General features: G+C 39.2%; 18 protein-coding genes. 5 read left to right on the forward strand and 13 right to left on the reverse strand.

The window, feature by feature from the left end; genetic code table 11:
• Positions 1–30: 30 nt before the first annotated feature.
• Positions 31–489, reverse strand: a complete 459-nt coding sequence (locus tag A5N88_RS07010; RefSeq protein ID WP_066264385.1) for a hypothetical protein — start codon at positions 487–489, stop codon at positions 31–33.
• A gap of 645 nt (positions 490–1,134) precedes the next feature.
• The gene (locus tag A5N88_RS07015; protein WP_232317545.1) at positions 1,135–1,587 is read right to left on the reverse strand and encodes a hypothetical protein; all 453 of its coding nucleotides are present in this window, start codon (positions 1,585–1,587) and stop codon (positions 1,135–1,137) included.
• A 589-nt stretch (positions 1,588–2,176) separates the two neighbouring features.
• On the opposite strand from A5N88_RS07015, the gene corA reads away from it, so the two are divergent.
• A complete protein-coding gene (corA, locus tag A5N88_RS07020; RefSeq protein ID WP_066264386.1) occupies positions 2,177–3,142 on the forward strand; it encodes a magnesium/cobalt transporter CorA in 966 nt (321 codons plus the stop codon).
• Between the two features lie 73 nt (positions 3,143–3,215).
• Here corA and psiE read toward each other — a convergent pair whose 3' ends face one another.
• Positions 3,216–3,644 carry a phosphate-starvation-inducible protein PsiE gene (gene psiE, locus A5N88_RS07025; RefSeq protein WP_066264387.1) on the reverse strand — a complete coding sequence of 143 codons (429 nt, stop codon included), beginning with the start codon at positions 3,642–3,644 and terminating at the stop codon, positions 3,216–3,218.
• A gap of 214 nt (positions 3,645–3,858) precedes the next feature.
• Here psiE and A5N88_RS07030 point away from each other — a divergent pair, with 214 nt between their 5' ends.
• Positions 3,859–4,074 (forward strand): YczO family protein, encoded by a 216-nt coding sequence (locus A5N88_RS07030; protein ID WP_083953076.1) that lies wholly within the window; start codon positions 3,859–3,861, stop codon positions 4,072–4,074.
• 71 nt (positions 4,075–4,145) lie between these two features.
• Here A5N88_RS07030 and A5N88_RS07035 read toward each other — a convergent pair whose 3' ends face one another.
• The 3 genes from A5N88_RS07035 to dacB all read right to left on the reverse strand — a co-directional run bounded on the left by A5N88_RS07035 (position 4,146) and on the right by dacB (position 7,561).
• Positions 4,146–4,895 carry an SDR family NAD(P)-dependent oxidoreductase gene (locus tag A5N88_RS07035; protein WP_066264390.1) on the reverse strand — a complete coding sequence of 250 codons (750 nt, stop codon included), beginning with the start codon at positions 4,893–4,895 and terminating at the stop codon, positions 4,146–4,148.
• A gap of 221 nt (positions 4,896–5,116) precedes the next feature.
• Positions 5,117–6,055: a S66 peptidase family protein gene (locus tag A5N88_RS07040; protein WP_066264392.1), complete on the reverse strand. Its 939-nt coding sequence runs from the start codon at positions 6,053–6,055 to the stop codon at positions 5,117–5,119.
• A 24-nt stretch (positions 6,056–6,079) separates the two neighbouring features.
• A complete protein-coding gene (gene dacB / locus A5N88_RS07045) occupies positions 6,080–7,561 on the reverse strand; it encodes a D-alanyl-D-alanine carboxypeptidase/D-alanyl-D-alanine endopeptidase (protein ID WP_083953077.1) in 1,482 nt (493 codons plus the stop codon).
• A gap of 223 nt (positions 7,562–7,784) precedes the next feature.
• Here dacB and A5N88_RS07050 point away from each other — a divergent pair, with 223 nt between their 5' ends.
• Positions 7,785–8,513 carry a class I SAM-dependent methyltransferase gene (locus A5N88_RS07050; RefSeq protein WP_066264394.1) on the forward strand — a complete coding sequence of 243 codons (729 nt, stop codon included), beginning with the start codon at positions 7,785–7,787 and terminating at the stop codon, positions 8,511–8,513.
• Between the two features lie 226 nt (positions 8,514–8,739).
• Here A5N88_RS07050 and A5N88_RS07055 read toward each other — a convergent pair whose 3' ends face one another.
• The 4 genes from A5N88_RS07055 to A5N88_RS07070 form a co-directional block, all read right to left on the reverse strand.
• A complete protein-coding gene (locus A5N88_RS07055; protein ID WP_066264395.1) occupies positions 8,740–8,940 on the reverse strand; it encodes a hypothetical protein in 201 nt (66 codons plus the stop codon).
• A gap of 215 nt (positions 8,941–9,155) precedes the next feature.
• Complete coding sequence (locus A5N88_RS07060) at positions 9,156–9,953, reverse strand: acetate and sugar kinases/Hsc70/actin family protein (protein WP_066264396.1); 798 nt, start codon at positions 9,951–9,953, stop codon at positions 9,156–9,158.
• 72 nt (positions 9,954–10,025) lie between these two features.
• Positions 10,026–13,160, reverse strand: a complete 3,135-nt coding sequence (locus A5N88_RS07065; RefSeq protein WP_066264397.1) for an AAA family ATPase — start codon at positions 13,158–13,160, stop codon at positions 10,026–10,028.
• Positions 13,157–14,302 carry an exonuclease SbcCD subunit D gene (locus tag A5N88_RS07070; RefSeq protein ID WP_066264398.1) on the reverse strand — a complete coding sequence of 382 codons (1,146 nt, stop codon included), beginning with the start codon at positions 14,300–14,302 and terminating at the stop codon, positions 13,157–13,159. The genes A5N88_RS07065 and A5N88_RS07070 overlap by 4 nt, the downstream gene beginning before the upstream one ends.
• 394 nt (positions 14,303–14,696) lie before the next feature.
• Here A5N88_RS07070 and A5N88_RS07075 point away from each other — a divergent pair, with 394 nt between their 5' ends.
• Entirely contained in the window at positions 14,697–15,122 is a 426-nt protein-coding gene (locus A5N88_RS07075) for a DUF2621 domain-containing protein (protein WP_066264400.1), read from the forward strand.
• Between the two features lie 216 nt (positions 15,123–15,338).
• Here A5N88_RS07075 and A5N88_RS07080 read toward each other — a convergent pair whose 3' ends face one another.
• The 3 genes from A5N88_RS07080 to A5N88_RS07090 form a co-directional block, all read right to left on the reverse strand.
• Positions 15,339–15,821, reverse strand: a complete 483-nt coding sequence (locus A5N88_RS07080; RefSeq protein ID WP_066264401.1) for a CcdC family protein — start codon at positions 15,819–15,821, stop codon at positions 15,339–15,341.
• 103 nt (positions 15,822–15,924) lie between these two features.
• Entirely contained in the window at positions 15,925–16,287 is a 363-nt protein-coding gene (locus A5N88_RS07085; protein WP_066264402.1) for a response regulator, read from the reverse strand.
• A gap of 27 nt (positions 16,288–16,314) precedes the next feature.
• Entirely contained in the window at positions 16,315–17,019 is a 705-nt protein-coding gene (locus A5N88_RS07090) for a cytochrome c biogenesis CcdA family protein (protein WP_066264403.1), read from the reverse strand.
• Positions 17,020–17,536: 517 nt separating this feature from the next.
• On the opposite strand from A5N88_RS07090, the gene A5N88_RS07095 reads away from it, so the two are divergent.
• A complete protein-coding gene (locus A5N88_RS07095; RefSeq protein ID WP_412733814.1) occupies positions 17,537–17,725 on the forward strand; it encodes a Spo0E family sporulation regulatory protein-aspartic acid phosphatase in 189 nt (62 codons plus the stop codon).
• Positions 17,726–17,858 lie beyond the last annotated feature (133 nt).

The following is a 17,858-nucleotide window of genomic DNA, read 5'->3' on the forward strand; positions in this document are numbered from 1 at the left end:
CCAGCTGCAAAACTTCTTTCCTGTTAAGTTCTACTCTTTAGTTTCTTTTGATGAAACTTCCCATTGATTTTTCTTCTCTTTTATTCTCAACAGTACATTTAAGCCGTTCTTTTGTCTGTAAAATACATATCCTTTATTTTCCCTTATAAAAGCAGATGGAGTTCCCGTACATCCTTTTTGGCATTGCTGATTTGCAATTGCCATAATTGACATTTCAGAGTAATCATCTGTAACGGTCTCAGCAAGTTCGTTGTATGTAAACTCCTGATATCCTTCTAGATCAACATTAAATCGGTTTTGGACATCATCGATTAAAGTCGAGTTCAATACCTCTACTTCATCCTTCATACCCGTCAAAGTAGTTTTACCAATATGATAGATTACTTCCATATACGCCATTCTTGCACCCAATAATAGAAAGAAGAAAATCCCTATCGCGTATAAAGACTTCACACGTTTCTGGTAACTAGGGCTATTTTGTGCCTCCAAAGCCTAATCCCTCCTATTCCTCTATACGAAAAATGTATATGCTTGTCTTCTGTCATTTAGAAGAATAAAGGTATAATCGATATAGGTTTCTATATGAAAGTACAACAAAGCATGAAGTACTCATATTGATTGGTTAAATTTCTATGATGAAACGAAAATAAAAAAGAGGCTGACTCAGAGGCGGTTATTATAAGCGGCCATTTGAGTCACCTCTTTTTTATTTTTGGACAGAGAAGGAAAAGGGGAGAAGAACAATTGATGAGAATAATAGCATGGTGTATATCTGTTGAGCAGAAAAGAACAGGCAGGACGAACAACGCTGAGCATACCTAATAATATCCAAAGATCGTTTGGATTCAACTTTAATTAGAGTGGAAGGAAAAATACTCCTTTAAGTTAAAGAAGTTATTGGGGTTTCCCCCATAAGAATGCAACGATGTGGTTCTACTACTGCCAAGAGAAAGCCGAGTATCCGGAGTGAAAACCAACCTGCAGGATGACCAAGGCACTTCCCATATCTATCTTATATCCTATTGATGATCTGAATCTAAAGATGATTGGAGCGGAAACCAACAAGCAAAAAAAGTTGCTGTAGCCAAGGTCCTTTGTAATCATTGCAGCATTTAGGACACCCCCTGTAAAAGGTTATGCACCCACCGGCTCCAAATCCTCACGGTATGCTCTTAGTGACTGATCAATGATTTCTTCAAGAATTCCACGATAGTCTTCCGGCACAATGGTTCTAGCGAAATCCCATGCATTTTCTTCAATCTTAAGTGCAATCCTTTTGCGTTCAACGTCACTCCCGCATATGTCATAGCGTTCTGAGAGAGTATTTAATTCGCTGTCTTCTGCATGTCCAAGCTCATGAGCAAGGACAATCCAAAAGTATATTGGAAAGACATCTTCACTTGCAAACAAAAGCCTGCACTGCTTTCTTATTTCTTCTATATATAAAGTGACCGTATGTGTCCCTGGGCTATATTTCCCCCCCACCAAACGATTTCCTGGAAATCTGTTCATTAATCTGACATTGGCGTTACTGCCAGAAAGAGCCAAAACGTCCTTCATAGTTTTATTCATGTCTGTATTATTCAATGCTTGTAATGCTCCTTGTAAAATCTGAATTTAACTTATATGTATTCATACATGCAAGTGTTTATTATAGAGTTTTCAAAATCATGCCGCCTTATTGGAGCCTTTGATCTGAAAGGCTGCTGCAATAAGTTTTTATAAAAGCGGTATCCGTTGTTAAAAAGAATCTAATTGTTACAGTATATCCTAATGCTTTTATGATTTAAAGTATTGACACAAAAAATTCATTTTAAGAAAGTTTAAATAATTTTATATTGGGTATTAATAATAATTTAGATAGTTAGTTTTATTATTTTAAGGTATTGAAATAGACGGTAACAAACTTTTTTTAAAAAAAATGGCTTTTCTGTATTCTGCAAAAATCATTGTTATTCTAGTTTATTCGCGATAAAATGAATGAGTCTTATGCAGTATAAACAACACATTTATCAATTGATGTCAAAGGAGGTGTGCTGCATGGACGACGAGAAACCCAACCCTTTTTATAAGCAATATCCGCTGATTAAAGAGGCAAAATTGTTCATGTTCCACCTTCTTATTGAGGGTTGTTAACATCAAATTGTGCCTCGGAAAAAACAACGAGGTGAATCAGATGATTAAAACATATCTATTTAACAATCACGAGCAAAAAATGATATCGAATTTCGGTCTGGAGCATGTAAATGACTATTTAGCAAATCCCGATGATTTATTATGGATTGATTTATTCGATGTTCAAAACGAAGACCTCTTCCAGGTTGCTAAGATCTTTGGGTTCCACCCCCTGGCTATTGAGGATTGCTTGCATGACAGCCCGCGTGCCAAGATGGATGATTATGAGGATTATAAATTCTTCGTCTTCCATGCTCTTCGTTACAATGAAGAAAGTGATAATGAGATTACGACTCTTGAATTAAACGCATTTGTGGGCCCTAACTATGTCGTGACGATTCATAAGCATAAATTAAAATGGCTCGGCCAGATGGACGCTATCTGTTCGAGGCACCCTAAATATATGGATAAAGGCGCTGATTTTCTTCTTTACACGTTAATTGACGGCATTACGGATGAATATTTCCCAATCCTTGACCGGATCAGTTCCCGTATCGATGAGTTGGAAGATGAGATGTATGATCAGGAAGTAAAAGAAGTAACGGAAGAATTCTTGGCATTAAAACGGACCATTATCTTAATTCGAAGGGTCATTATGCCTCAAAGAAGAATCTTTTTAACCACAAACGGAAAATGGAAATTCGATATTAGAGAAGAGAACGTTCCTTTTTATACCGACTTGATTGACCATCTCGAGAGAATTGTAGATTCCACTGAAACATATAGAGACTTAGTAAACAGTGCGCTTGATACCTATTACTCGATCATCAGTGCTAAATCAACAGAAAAGCTGAACGTTCTCACAGTCATCTCAACCATTATGCTTCCTTTAACGTTTGTCACTGGTTTTTTCGGAATGAACACGCCGCTCCCTTTTGAGCATTCACCTATGGCAACTGTAGTTATTTGTATTTTTCTCATCGTGTTAACATGGGGAATGTGGAGGCTTTTCAAAAATATTATGTAACACCCAGAAAACAACCCGGCTGAAAATTGGCCGGGTTGTTTTCTATTTAGTGTTAATTTTTTTGCTGCTTAAACTAAAGCTTTGCTTTTCTCCTAGCCACATAATTTAAAATACTATAGCTTATAACTAAAACTAATATGGCTCCTGTGTACAAAAGGGTACTGAGAGGGTTTCCATGGCGGACAATGATCAGCCTTATCATTGCCGTAATTCCAATGTAAAGAAAATAGCGAAGAGGAAAATGATAATCCTCCTTGAAGTATTTGATAATCATGGATAAAAACTCAAAATACAGAAAAAACACCAATGTTCTTTCCAGAATTTTATCATCCATCTCTATACCTTTATGCATAGATAAATCAATAAAGTAATAAACTTCCTTTCCTAGTAATATACACAATGAAATGGCTAACAATATAAGTGCCGTATTTAAAGCCATCTGTAAAATAAAAGGCAACGTAAAGCTTGGGCTTTTTCTTACTTTTCTTTTATCCTGTTTCATAAAGTCCTCCTTTTAACTCCTATCTTTTTTAGTATCTGCTTCCATCAGTCTTTCGTTTCACACTATTGTAAACGCGTGTATTTTTTGGTTTAAAGGGTAAAGTTTTAAAAATAGGATTTGTTAAAGTGTTATACAAATACCCAACAATTCAAAAAAAGGGTAGAACATGAGACATCTTTAACAAAGCCTATTAGTTATCATGGAGGTGAACGTTTTGGCTGAGCACAAAAAGGACTCTTTTGAAAAAGAAGAATACGATCGTCCAGAACAATACAAAACTTCGAACAACAATCTGCAGGAAAAGTTTAAGGATGATCTTCATACGGATGCCATCCCTGTTGAAGACTTAAGAGAACAGGCTCTGGATGAAAAGGACAAGGAACATTCAAAAGATACTTCTTCCAGTGAGAAAAAATATGAAGGCTTTTGATTAAAAAAGTGATTACCATGTTCAAAATAAAAAATAAAACGGCCGCTTGAGCTAAGCGGCGGTTTTATTTTTTATTCTTCGTAAATCATTTTGATTGTCATACCGCCGTCTATCATGATATTTTGACCGGTCAGAAAATCATTTTCTGGATCAGTTAAATACAAACATCCTTTGGCAATATCACTAGGTTTTCCTACCCTCTTTACTGGATGCTGCAGGTGATCCTTTTCTCTAAGCTTGTCATAATTCTTTGTTTCAATCCATCCAGGACTTATGGAATTAACCCTAACTCCTTCCTTGCCCAGTGAAACGGCCATTGCGTGAGTTAGGGCTATGATCCCGCCTTTAGACGCTGCATAGGCTTCCGAGTTCGGCTCTGACATATAGGCTCTCGTCGACGCCATATTAACTACAGCTCCGCCTTTTGGATTTGCTTTCATATACCTTGCCGCTTCCTTTGTACAAAGAAAAACACTGCGCAGATTTGTATTTATTACGTCATCCCATTCCGCAGCCGAAAGCTCAAGCGGCGGCTTCCATTTGGAGATGCCTGCATTGTTTATTAAAATATCGACAGTACCGTAGGCTGTTACGGTTTTAATAAATAGCTCGCTTATATCATCAGGCTTGCGGACATCCGTTTCAATGAAAAGGGCTTCTCCCCCGGCTTCTTTTATTTCCTTAACCGTTTTTGATCCATTTTCAAAATGAAAATCTGCTGCGACGACCCGAGCCCCTTCCCTCGCATAGGTTAGGGCTACCTCTTTGCCAATCCCGCTTCCTGCACCCGTTACAACGACTATCTGCTGTGAAAATTTCATTCAAGCCCTCCTTTTAAAAACTTTATCTACAGCTAGTATGCCTGAAAGCATTGTTAAACACCAATAAAATGGCTCCAGATGGCGTTTTATTGAATGCTTTCACTTTTTAAGAGGACGTTACTCTAAGGATTCTCGTCGGATCCTCCTGCAAGCTTTTCACCTAACGCTTGTTTTCTAAATAAACTCCTCGTTTATCAACTCCAATTAATATAGGTTTAAGATCAACATTGTTCTTTAACAGGGTTTTCGTCTATTCTCAACCAGCCGTTAAGTGCATCAAGGGTAGCTTCGGCACCTAGCGGCAAAGACTGCATCGGTGAACAATGACCCGCCCTAAAGTTAAAGATTGCAGGCTTCCCTAAAGGAATGATCATCCTTTCTACAACGTTCATAACCGTATAGCCGTCCGGATAGGAAACAGGTTCACAATCTGTCCAGGTACCAATTACAAATCCCGAAGTATTATGAAGCTTTCCCGCCAACATCAACTGTGTAAGCATCCTATCAATTTTATATGGTTCTTCGTGAATATCCTCCAAAAAAAGAAGTTTACCTGTCGTATTGATCTCAAATGGCGTACCCATCATGGAGCATAAAACAGCAAGATTTCCTCCAACAAGCTTTCCCGAAGCAGTTCCCGGGACCAGCACCCCAATTTCTTCTCCTTCAGGGTTTTCAAGCCTGCGGGGGAATCGATGGCCATTGACCACTTCCAATAATGCTTTACATGTAAAGGGATCGTCCTTTACCAGCTCTGTTGAAGCCATCGGACCATGAATTGTAATAAGACCGCACTCTTGCTGCAGAGCAGTATGGACAGAGGTAATGTCACTGTATCCTATGAAAATCTTTGGGTTTTCCCTAATGAGCTGATAATTTAAATAGGGAAGGATCTGCAAAGATCCATAACCCCCTCTCATGCAAACGATAGCCGTAATTTCAGGATCTCTAAACATCGCATTTATTTCTTGTGCCCTATATCGAGGATCTCCTGCCAGATATCCTCCTGAGTTGGAAAAACAGCTTTTTCCTACTTTCACTTTAAAACCAAGATCTTTAACAGCAGTTATAGCCCTCACAGCCATTTCCGGCTTGGCCGGACTGGCTGGAGATGTAAGGCCAATCGTATCTCCCTTTTTTACCGGGCGCCCTTTCCCCAAGTCCAGATCATTCCCTTCGAAGCCTTAAAGATTTAAGAGGCTTAAAGCGATTTTGTCTTCAATACTTTTTATGTCCGGGACAATGAAATTATTTATCATTACACTAAAAATAAACCTTTTTCCACTTATGGATACTGCATAGCCGGATAATGAGCTGACACCCGTTAATGAACCTGTCTTCGCTCTGATGCGTCCTGCTGCTTCCTTTTGCATAAGCCTATTTCTTAACGTACCTCCGAGCTCTTTGCTTTTTGAGCCTGAAACCGGGAGAGCGTTTAAAAAGACCGGAAACCAATCATAGGATTGAATTGCGAAAAGGAGTTTCGTTATATCATTGGGCGGAACGAGATCTGACTGGGATATTCCCGAACCATCCCGCAGGTATAAATGGTCCTGCCGTACACCAAATGTGCTCATGATATCCCCTATCGCCATTGTTCCGCTGTTCCAGGTTCCCTCATTGTAAACCACTTTTCCCAATTCCTTTGTAAAGATCTCTGCATGGCCATTATTGCTGTATTTTAGTAAGGGCAAAATCATTTTCCCGAGAGGCTTTGACTGATGAACAGCGAGAATTACAGCTTTCTTAGGAGTTCGTTTCATTTTCTCAGAATGTTTTTCAAATTTAATTCCAGACGCTTTTAAGGATTGCTTAAAGAGTGTTAATGCATAAAGTGATGGCTCCCACACGGCTACACTTTTACGTAAAACGGATGATTGGAGGGGAATTGTACCTTTTACAGTCACTTGATTATTTCCATGTTCACGAATAGTTGTAACAAATCTTCTGCCATCTGCTTTAACTGTTTGAACATCCTGCTTAATTGTCAAATACTTACTGTCAGGAATGACACGTATGGCGGCTGGATCACCAGCCTTTTTTCCAGGCTTCACCTGGATGATAGCTGTCCCATTGTCAAATTCTTGACCCGTGGATACGGTCAGTGCAGATACTCCTGCACCATAATAATCATCTTCATCACTCCAGGGCAGATCGATAGAGTATCGGAGTGAATCATATCTGCTGTCATCCCCGTATATATTTCCCTCTATTTTACTGATATGTCTTAGCTTTAATTTTTTGGCTAATCGATTTACATCCTTAGCTAATAATGTAGGGTCGCCATTTCCCTGGAGATATACATTTCCCTTGAGTACAGATCCATTTATTTTCCCATCCGTCAATACCTTTGTTTGGAAAGTATATCCGCTTCCCAGTACATGAAGAGCTGAAGCAGCCGTTAAAAGCTTTAGATTGGATGCCGGCCGAAGCCTTACGCTCCCATTATAGCTGTATAGGAGCCCGCCGCTAATTGCATCACGAATACTGATTCCGGCAATAGATCCCTGGAGCCGCTTATCACCTAAAATTGGCTGAATGCTCGTTTTGAGTGCATCACTTTCTGTTCCATCCATCCGCACAGCGCCTGCTGTTTGTAAAGGCATTGCTACAGCCAAAAATACCCCTAGAAATGAGTTAACAAGGATTCTTTTAACGTTTTTCAAAATACCGCTCTCCTATCATCAACCTGTCTTGGTCGTTGGAATCGGTATTACTATCCCCTTCTAAAATTTGGTTATTCCTTTTAGCATCATTCATATTTCATACAGTGCTTTATTCTATTTCAAAAAATAATTAACGAGCTTTTCTTCGAATACACAGAGAGGAACCTATTTACCGATTTCACATAAAATGAACCACCTTTGCTTAATGAAAGGATGGAATATCATGAATTTTACTTATCAAGATGCACTGGCACATTATGGAATTGGAGGGGCTCATCCGGGAGGGCTTTCCTTAACAAAAGAAATTTTGTCCAAGGAACAAATAACTAAGCAGACTAAATTTTTGGACGCAGGCTGCGGCACCGGTCAGACCGCTGCCTATCTGGCACGTACGTATCCATGCTTTATCTCTGCGATCGATCATCATCCTGTCATGGTAAAAAAGGCAAAACAACGCTTTAACAATGAAAATATCCAAATCGATATACATGAAGGCAGCATAGAAAAGACTTCTTTTGAGGATAACACCTTCGATATCATTTTATCTGAGTCGGTCACCGTCTTTACAAACATCTCCACCACTTTAAAAGAATACTACCGCATTTTAAAACCCGGCGGTGTTTTGATTGACCTGGATATGACTGCAGAGCCAGCATTGGATGAAATCGGAAAAGATAAGATTAAAAAAACCTACAATATTAATGAAGTGCTGACAGAGAAAGAATGGCTGGAGAAATTGACGGAGGCTGGGTTCCATTCCATTGACATTCTATATTCGGACACGGTATATTCCCAGATTAAGAAGTCCTCTGAAACGGTGAATCAGGAAGCAGATTTTAATTTATCCAAATCCATTGATCCAAAGCTGAGTGATATCATGCACCAGCATTACCAATTAACCAACCAATATGCAATGAATTTGGGGCACAGAGTATTCAGGGCGGTTCGCTAAGAAAAGCGCAAGCGCCTTGATCATCGGCGTACGGATTTCAAAGCCTTCGAATGAGATAAAGGAAACACAGCGAGGTACTTCACGAGCTGATGTTGACTTATCTTAGTGAGAATACGTAGAAATCCGCTAGCCAATAGGCGCTGGATCCAGTCAGTACCGTTGGTTAAATAATATAATTACGATAAAGAAGTGCCGAGATTAACTCTTGGCACTTCTTTGTTGTGTACTATAATTTTATATGGTTTTTTCCTTTGAACCACTTTCGGATAAACACGATATTCATAGAAATAGATGCACATAAGATAGCCAGGAAAGTAACTCCAATCCACATATATCCAAGCCAAAAGCCTGCCGCAGAAAATACAGCAAGGGCAACAGAAATGATCCAGCCAAAAATAAGCGTTGCAATATAATAGGTCTTTTCCAATCCATTCCCTGCTTTCTAAAAGGCTAATATTTTATAACTCTTTTTTTAGGAAGGCTCTTTTCATAAACTTTCTTGTTATTTGTATAAAGTAATCTAGCATACAAAGGGTTCAATCTTTCAAACTAAATGACTTAAAACGAAAAGATGCCACGATGACGCACCCCTTACGACTTTAACACTTTTACAAAAAACAACAATCTATGAGAAAACAGCCATTAGGAAAGCATTGCCCCAATGGCCCCTGTCCATCTTCCTGAAGCAGGAAAATGGGGTGTAATTCCAGCCTGTTGGTGATAGCGGGCAGTATAGTCTTTTAAAACTGGATTTTCGTAAAAGGCTCCTCCAAGGAAAATAACGTCTTCAACCTTTAAGCTTCCAACAGCCTGCAGAATTAATAGGCTAAGATTTTCGGCAATCATGTTCGCCAGTGCAGCAGCAAGGGACTCGCGGTTTTTATTTTCACTTCCGGCTTTCCCGAAGTTGGAAGCAGTTAAATCCTTTGGCAGAGGGGAATCACAATCGGAATAGATATCAGAAACCATCAGATCGACAAGGCTTCTGTCGCCTTTCTTAGCCATACACGTCAGTTTTCCATAGTCGTCCTCATTTGTCAGAATGGAACCAAGGCCTACAAATGTTCCTCCACCAAGCCCTGTTCCCAGCAATCTCTTCGATACTCCATTCTCCATATGAAAAAGGGATGTTCCGGTTCCTGCCATTACCATTAAATATTTTTCAATAGGTTTTTTGATTTCTGAGCTCACTATAAATTCTGTTCCCTTTTCAATGGCAGAGAATTCAGGAACCTTCACGATATTTTTGCCAAATTGATACTCCAGCTCTTCCGCTCTTCCGCCTGTAACAGCTATTTCAGAATCTGGAACCAGCCATTTCAGCCAGTTTACGGCTTCAGTTGTTTGCTCATTTGGATAAACCTTTTTGTGAATAGCATCATTCTCTTGATAAACGATTTTCAAAAAACTTCCGCCTGCATCTATTCCAATTTTCTTCATGGCTGCCTCCTTAAGGACAATCTTGTCCATGATAAACAAAGAGATGTGTATGAAACAACTTCCCATATTCGACTAACCAAGAAATTCAAAGCTTGTACAGCTGCCCGATTGGGTTGCTGTCACTTCCAAACGAGCATCAATTCTTTCTTTCAGCTCAGGTACATGTGAAATAATTCCCACAAGCCTTCCGCTGCTTTGTATTTCCATTAAAGCCTCTATCGCATGATCCAAGGATTCCGGATCGAGGGTTCCAAAGCCTTCATCAATAAACATTGTTTCAAGGGAAACTCCGCCAGCATATTGCTGAACAATATCGGCTAAACCAAGTGCCAAAGAAAGGGCTGCTTTAAAACTTTCTCCTCCGGACAGCGTCTTAACATGTCTTTCCTGGCCTGTATATTGGTCAAATACAAGGAGTTCCAATCCACTCTGTGAATTTCCTTTGGATCGATCCGTTTTTCGTAACAGCTGGTATCGTCCTCCGGTCATTTTGATTAATCTGCCGTTGGCCGCGGTTAAAATATCATCCAAAAAAGAGGCCAGTACATATCTTTCAAACGTAATACGGTACGTATTTTGGCCTTTTGCCATGTCCGATAAATGGCCAATTGTCTTATATTTCTCTTCTGCCGTTTTTATTTCTTCATTAATTATTACTACTTTATCCCGAATATCTGCATTTTGCCTCTGCTGCAAAAGAAAACTTGTCTGTTTATCGGCAATTTTTACGAGTTCCTTCTCCATTTCGTGAAAAGCATTTGTAAGAGCCTGTAGATCAGGCATTTCAACGCCTTGAAGACGATCTGTTATATCTGTAAGGCGGTCGGATACTGAGCGGTATTCTTCGCCAAATTGCTGGACGGCTTGCTCCAAAAGCTTTACCTGTTCAGAAGTCCGCTTTGCACCGGCAAATGCTTGATAATTTCCAAAACCTTGCTCTTCAAGCAGGACGACAAAAGCTTCTCTTTCTTCTTTCAGTACTTGCTCGGCTTTTTTTGCCATCTCCTTTAATTGTTTTAAGGACGCTTCACTTGCCGAAAGATGCTCTTTGCTGTTTTGAACCTGCTTCCTAGCTTCTTCATAGGATGCTTCCATGGCCTGTTTTCTAGTTTGTAGATTGTTTAGTTTTTGGTCAAAGCTGCTCCTTGACCTTAAGTCTATCGGTAAAGAGTTCACTAGATGCTGTACAGATGATTTTTTTTCAATAAACTCTCTAATATGGGTTCTTTCTCTTTCTTGAAGCTGCTCAAGCTTAACTCTCGCACCCTTTAACGTATCTGCGGCCTTTTTATTCTCAGAAGACAACATCTCCTGATAAGCCATCTTTTCTTTTAGACTGGCAAGTTGCTTTTCATTCTTTAGATTACTCTGTTGAACATCGGAAAGAGATTCTTCAAGCTTTTCTACACTAAACGCAGGGAGATAAGTGCGCAATTCAGTTATTTGTTCTTCCAAAGAAGTTTCTGCAGCAGAATAAACAGATTTAGATTCCAGCCAGCGCGATTCTGAGTTTGCCTTTTCTTTTTCCAACATCTCTGCATCCAGTCTGGCTGCTTTTAAATCGGATTCATTCGGTATATCGTTTAATGAAACAGCTGGATTAGGATGATGAATTGAACCACAAACAGGACACGGTTCTCCTTCATCCAAGATTTGTGCAATAAGCGAGGCCTGTCCCATCTGCCAGCTTTGTTCCATCTTGGTCAATGTTTCTCTTGCATCCGCCAGCCTGCTTAACGCATTTTGATATTCAGAATTTCTTTCACTCATGCTTTGTTCCAGCCTGCTTTTACGAGTACTCCAGTCTCTAAGCTTTTCCAGCATCTCCAGCGTTTTTTGATGATGATGCAGCATCCTCTCGGTCTCATAAAACTCTTTATGTACCGTCTCTAGTTTTTCCAACTCCCTATTATTAGATTCGAATGTTTCCTCAAGCTTGAAAAGAGTAGTTTTCTCCAGTTCCACCTGCCCCGCAAGGTGCATTTGGAGCTGCTCCAATCTTTTTAATTCCAATTCCTTTTCTGCAAAAGAATAAACATCCTCTTTTACATTATTTAATGTATGCAGTTCTTTTACAATCTGCTCTCTATCAGATGCCCTCTCCTCTTCTTTTTGCAGTAGTGCTAAAGCACTGTCAAGCTCTTTTTTAGCTAAAAGAACCTTTCCCTCCGCCTTTTTAAGAGCATCAAGATTTCCATCATAATCCTTTCGCAGCCGGTGACATAACATATCTTGCTGTTCAAGCCTTGCCGCCTTGTGAGCATTGTCAATTTCTGATTTTTTCCCTTCGATTTGATCTCTTTGCTCAATTAAAATTTCTTTTTGTTTCCTTAGCTGTTCCTTTAACTCTATCTGTTTAACGATTGAATCAGCTTCATCCAGCCTTTTTTTAGCGTTATCCCGTTCTATCTTCTTTTGTTCATATAATATTCTTTCCTCTTCCAGCTTGTTTTTGATTTCATCAATCTCATTCTCAAGTCTGGCAAGAATCCAGCTGTCATTCAAATTTTCCTCTTCCAAAGCAAGCTTTAATTCCTCATCAAATAATATGGATAACCCTTTTAGAATATGGGTCCTCTCGGCCGCTTTCCCTTCAACCTGCCTCTTTAGTACCGTTGCTTCTTCTTTTAAATGGTCCTCAATTCTTTTATATAGCTGCGTATGAAAGAGTCTTTGAAGAATTGCTTCTTTGTCTTTGCTGTCCGATACCAGAAGTTTCCGAAATTCTCCTTGAGGAATCATCAGGATCTGCCTGAACTGGTTGGCATCGAGCTGAATGATTTCTTTTATTTTTTCCTCTACTTCCCGAATATTAGAAGCGATAATCTCCCTTGTTCCATCCTCTTTTAACACATAGAGCTCTGCTTTGGCACCAATGGTGGTGAACCCTTCCCCGCGTGCTTTCTTTTTTTCCTGCAGAGGCGTTCGCCAAATGTAATATTTTTTATTCCGTAGAGCAAACTCAAGAGAGACCTCTGTAACAAAATCTTCCGGAGCAAATTGGCTTCTCAGCTCTGCCCCGTTTCGGTCCTCCCCGCTTGCCTTTCCATAAATGGCAAAACTGATTCCATCAAAAATAGTCGTTTTACCTGCTCCTGTTTTCCCTGAAATGACAAACATTGTACGATTTTCAAGCTCACTGAAATCAATGATTTCCTTTTTTGCATACGGGCCAAAAGCCTGCATCATTAATTTTAAAGGTCTCATATATTTCTTGGTTCCCCTTTCACTTTGTCAATAATGGCAGCCATAAGATCTTTTTTTTCCTTAGTGAAAGGTGTAGTTGTCATCTCCTGATAAAATTGCTCAAACAAGCTCAATTCAGTTACTTTTTCCGTATTCAACCCACGCAGTGATTGTTTTTGCTTCATATCCAGCCTGTCCACTTTACGCTCTAAATGAAGGACATTTGGATACACCTGTCGAAGCTTGTTTATAGGATCAAGTATAGCCCCATCATCAAGGAGCGTTACCTTTAAGTAGTCCTCCTGGCCATTGCCGTTCATAAAGGTTGGCTCAAGCAATTCTTCTAGGTACCCTTCGATTTCTCTCATATCTCTCTTTGGAGCGAGGGTTCTTTCTTCAATCTCTATGCTCCCATTATCTTGAACTGTGACAATTGAAACACTCTTGCGCTGTTTGGCTTCTGAAAAAGAATATTTTAGCAGAGACCCTGAATACCGTATCGTAGCATGCTTAATCGCATCTGGACTATGCAAATGCCCTAAGGCTGTGTAGGAAAATGGTGCAAAACAATCGCTCGAAACGCAGCCTGATCCGCCTACTGAAAGAATTCTTTCAGAATCTGAGGTTTGACCGCCCAGTACAAAGGCATGCCCTATAAAAACATTGGGCTCCTTGGAATTAAGATTCTTTTCGATTTGTCCAACTATTGCCCTCATCGCATCATCGTGTGAGTGAATGGAATCGTCATTCAATACCTGTCTCACTATTCCCGGCTCAGCGTATGGAACCAAATAAAAATTCACTCCTCCTAAGTGTATTGGAGAAAGATCCGAAGACAGTTTTCCCTGCATATAAAATTTGCTGTGTTTATACCATGAGGCTCCAAAGGAAAGCCGTTCAGCACTGTCATGGTTTCCTGAAATGGCCAGGATAGGTGTTCTTAGTTCAACATTTATTTTAAATAAGGTTTTATCCAAAAGTTCCACCGCTTCAGTAGGAGGTACCGACCGATCATATAAGTCTCCTGCTATTACGACAGCATCCGGTTTTTCCTGTTCCACTAGTTCAACGAATTGATGTAAGACTTCTCTTTGTTCTTCTGTCATATATACTCCGTGCACAAGCTTTCCCAGGTGCCAATCAGCTGTATGTATGAATTTCATAACTCCACCTCTATTTATTTTCTGGTTCTATTATTATATCAAATAAAACCTTTTGAATAAATTTGATAGAGTTCTTGTATACGTCCTGCTTGTTGATTTAAACTTGCACTCGCTTTTCCCGCAGGAGTCCCGCATCTTCCACTTCAATCAACTTTGAATTCAAATCTATTTCGGCTTTACGTAAGGTATTGATTGCGTTTTGACCATCCTGCTGGCTGATTTATCCTGCAGGTACTCTCTTCCCGAGAGGTTGCGGAGTCTCTCCGGAATAAATCTCAACATTGAACTTTAGTTGTGCTCTACATAAAGCACGTTATGAATTTTTCTTGTGGGCTTTATTCGTTTTTCGCTATAATAGGAGTAAAGGAAATGCACTGATTTTAGGGGTGAAGACATGTTAAGCGGCTGGTTTTTATGGTTTATCCTTATCTGGGTTATTATTCTCTTTTCCTTTTTCGCCATTGGTGGATTTTTTATGTTCAGAAAATTTTTAAAACGAATGCCCAAAGAAGACGGCAAGTCCATTATGGATTGGGAGGATTTTTACGTTGACGCATCCCTGAGGCTTTGGACACCTGCCCAAAAGGAATTTTTGGAGGAGTTGGTAAGCCCGGTTCCCGAATTATTCAGAGATGTGGCCCGCCATAAAATTGCGGGGAAAATTGGGGAAATTGCCCTTTCAGACATGGCCAGTCAAATTACTTTTGATCATGTTATCCGCGGTTATATCCAAGCCACTCCAAAGAGAGATCATAAATTTCTTAGAAAAAAATTAAATCAGATGGAGATTGATGTTAGACCGTATGAACATTTATTTTAATACCGCTGCAAGCGGTTTTTTTATTTATGCTGCAGGCAGGCAACATACGGAATAAGCCTTTGTACGTAAAGCAACAATCTATGCGAAACATCCTTTATTTATGCTTTCCCTGTACTTTCGTCTGTCTAAGCAATTTTTCCCCTTAGCCATAATCTCTCTAATCACCTTGTACTTTAACAAGATTTAGTAAAAAAACAGCGCCAATTTGGCGCTGTTTTACTGGATTTGAATGTTATGCTGATTCGAGAGCTTTCGATACTGCCAGTACATCGCAACACGCCAGGGCAGAATCATCCCGAATGCCAGCAGGAAAAACATTCCGCTTAAAGGCCCCACTTGTATGGAAGTGTTTGTACTTAAAACAAGCTTAAAGATAATGCGCAGTATCAGTAATCCAATTAAAATAAAAGGAAAAGCCTTTGACCGCTTTAAATAAATTTGTGAATCCCGCACTTCAAATCTCGATGTTTTGATTAACAAAATGGAGAAAAGCATTCCTACCACAATAGCTTCAAGCAATTCCGAAAGAGTTACCCGAAAGAAAGGGAACACGAACATAAGAAAGCCCGTACTCATAAATAAAGGAGGAAGCAGAAGTTTTTTTGGAGAAACTGGCCGATTAGAAGCCTTCATCCTAACAAAAATGACAAAGGTCCCCATTAAGATTGCTATCAAAGATGAAATAATAATTCCTGTCATTTTATCATCCCTTATCACCACTATTGTTATATGTAAATCGTATTTATTCCTTTTATTATAAAGGAATTTTAATAAAACGCAAACCAGTCAGGGGCTGCTTTTATTAGAAGCTCAATACTCTGTTAATGGATTCAAGAACACGTTTTTCGTCAAAAGGCTTTACTATAAAATCCTTTGCACCAGCCTCGATCGCGCTTACGACCATTCTTTGCTGGCCGATTGCAGAGCAGATAATGATTCTAGCCTCAGGTGATGCTGCCATAATTCCCTTTAATGCATCGATTCCTGTCATCTCTGGCATTGTAATGTCCATTGTTACAATATCAGGTTTTAACTCCCTGTATAATTCAATGGCTTTTCGGCCGTTCTCCGCTTCCCCTACAACTGTATGATTACCGTTTTCCAACATTTTGGTTAACGTCACTCTCATAAATTTAGCATCATCTACTACAAGTACTGTTGCCATCTCAATCTCCTCCCGTTACGTAATATGTTAAAATCCTTTGAAGTCGAACAAAACGCTTAGATAACTGGTGATATAGGCCATCCAATTGAAAAACAAGCATATCCCCATCAGAATCATCACATATCCGCCAATTTTCACCATGCCTGCACTATGATTCCGTATCCATTGCAATTTACCTATAAAAAACGAAAGAATAATAAATGGTACTGCGAATCCAAGTATGTATGCGGCCATATAAAGAATGGCAGATTGCGGATTCGTAAAACCCATATAGATGACAGCTCCTAATATAGGACCCGTACAAGGTGTCCATCCAGCCGCAAATGCCATTCCAACCAGGATGGATCCTATAAAACCCATAGGGCGGTTTTTAAAATGAAATCGATAATCTCTCATTAACATTTTCGGCTTAAAATATCCCACAACAAGAAGTCCAAATACTACGATAAAGATGGCTCCCAGCTGGCGAATAAGATCCTGATATTCTCTGAATAATCTTCCAACTACCGATGTACTAAATCCAAGAGCCATAAAAATAAGTGAGAATCCCAAAATAAAAAACAAGGTATGCAGCAGGCTGCGCTTTTGCAGCATGGCATTTTGGTTTTTAAGAGAATGAACAGACATACCCGTTATATACGAAACAAAAGCCGGATAAAGCGGAAGGCAGCATGGAGAAATAAAACTTAAAAAACCTGCCCCCAATGCCAAAAAGAAGTTTACATCGGTCATTCCCCACCACTCCTTGTCTTTATATCTCTATTTTACCAAATTGTAGACAAAATGATTAGTATAGAAATGATTTATTCAATTTATTTCTACTTGATCCTGTAGTGGTCTAAACGAGGGTTCTTCCTTAGGCCTCCCTTCAAGGATGTTTCTTTCATCCTATTAATTTATGTACATTAAATACATTTCTTGATTAAAAATTACTTAACCCCTCAAAATTTCCTTTTAATTAACGTATCTTTTGCATAGAGGTTTTATGTTCACTCCAAGAAGTTTTTGCTTTGAAAAGTGTAAAAGATTGGGTATACTTACAAGTACTCAAATATATTTATTTATCTTAAGACTCTGTTATTCCTGCCTGTATTTTCTCCAGGTGCCCGCTTCTAAGCATGTGCATTTTTTTAGGAATCTCACGTATCGCTCCAAATCATCATTAGGTTACGAGTTAACACTCTTTTGATACACCCCTTATTTTAAGACAAGATCAGTTTAATGAGATTAGAAGAATGGATGATCAGCCATGATGGAAAAGGAAAAGCTCTCAAATCAAATAGAAAATAAACGAGCTGAGTTAATTGAATTGGCGGCAGAAGAAGGATTAAAATCTGATTTAACCATTCAACTTAGCCAAGAGCTTGACCGATTGTTAAATCAATATAACCAAAAATATAGTAAATATCAGAAACCTGATTTTATTTCATTACAATAAGATTTTATCCTGCGCTCCCCTGTTTTTCCTAATAGTACGTATAACAACATACTGAATAATTTTTCAGAAAGGTATTATGGTAATTCTTTCGCCGAAAGAAGGGACTACTCCTTTAATTCTCTGTAACTCCTTT

The sequence above is a fragment of the Heyndrickxia acidicola genome (assembly GCF_001636425.1).
Lineage (GTDB): Bacteria > Bacillota > Bacilli > Bacillales > Bacillaceae_C > Bacillus_AE > Bacillus_AE acidicola.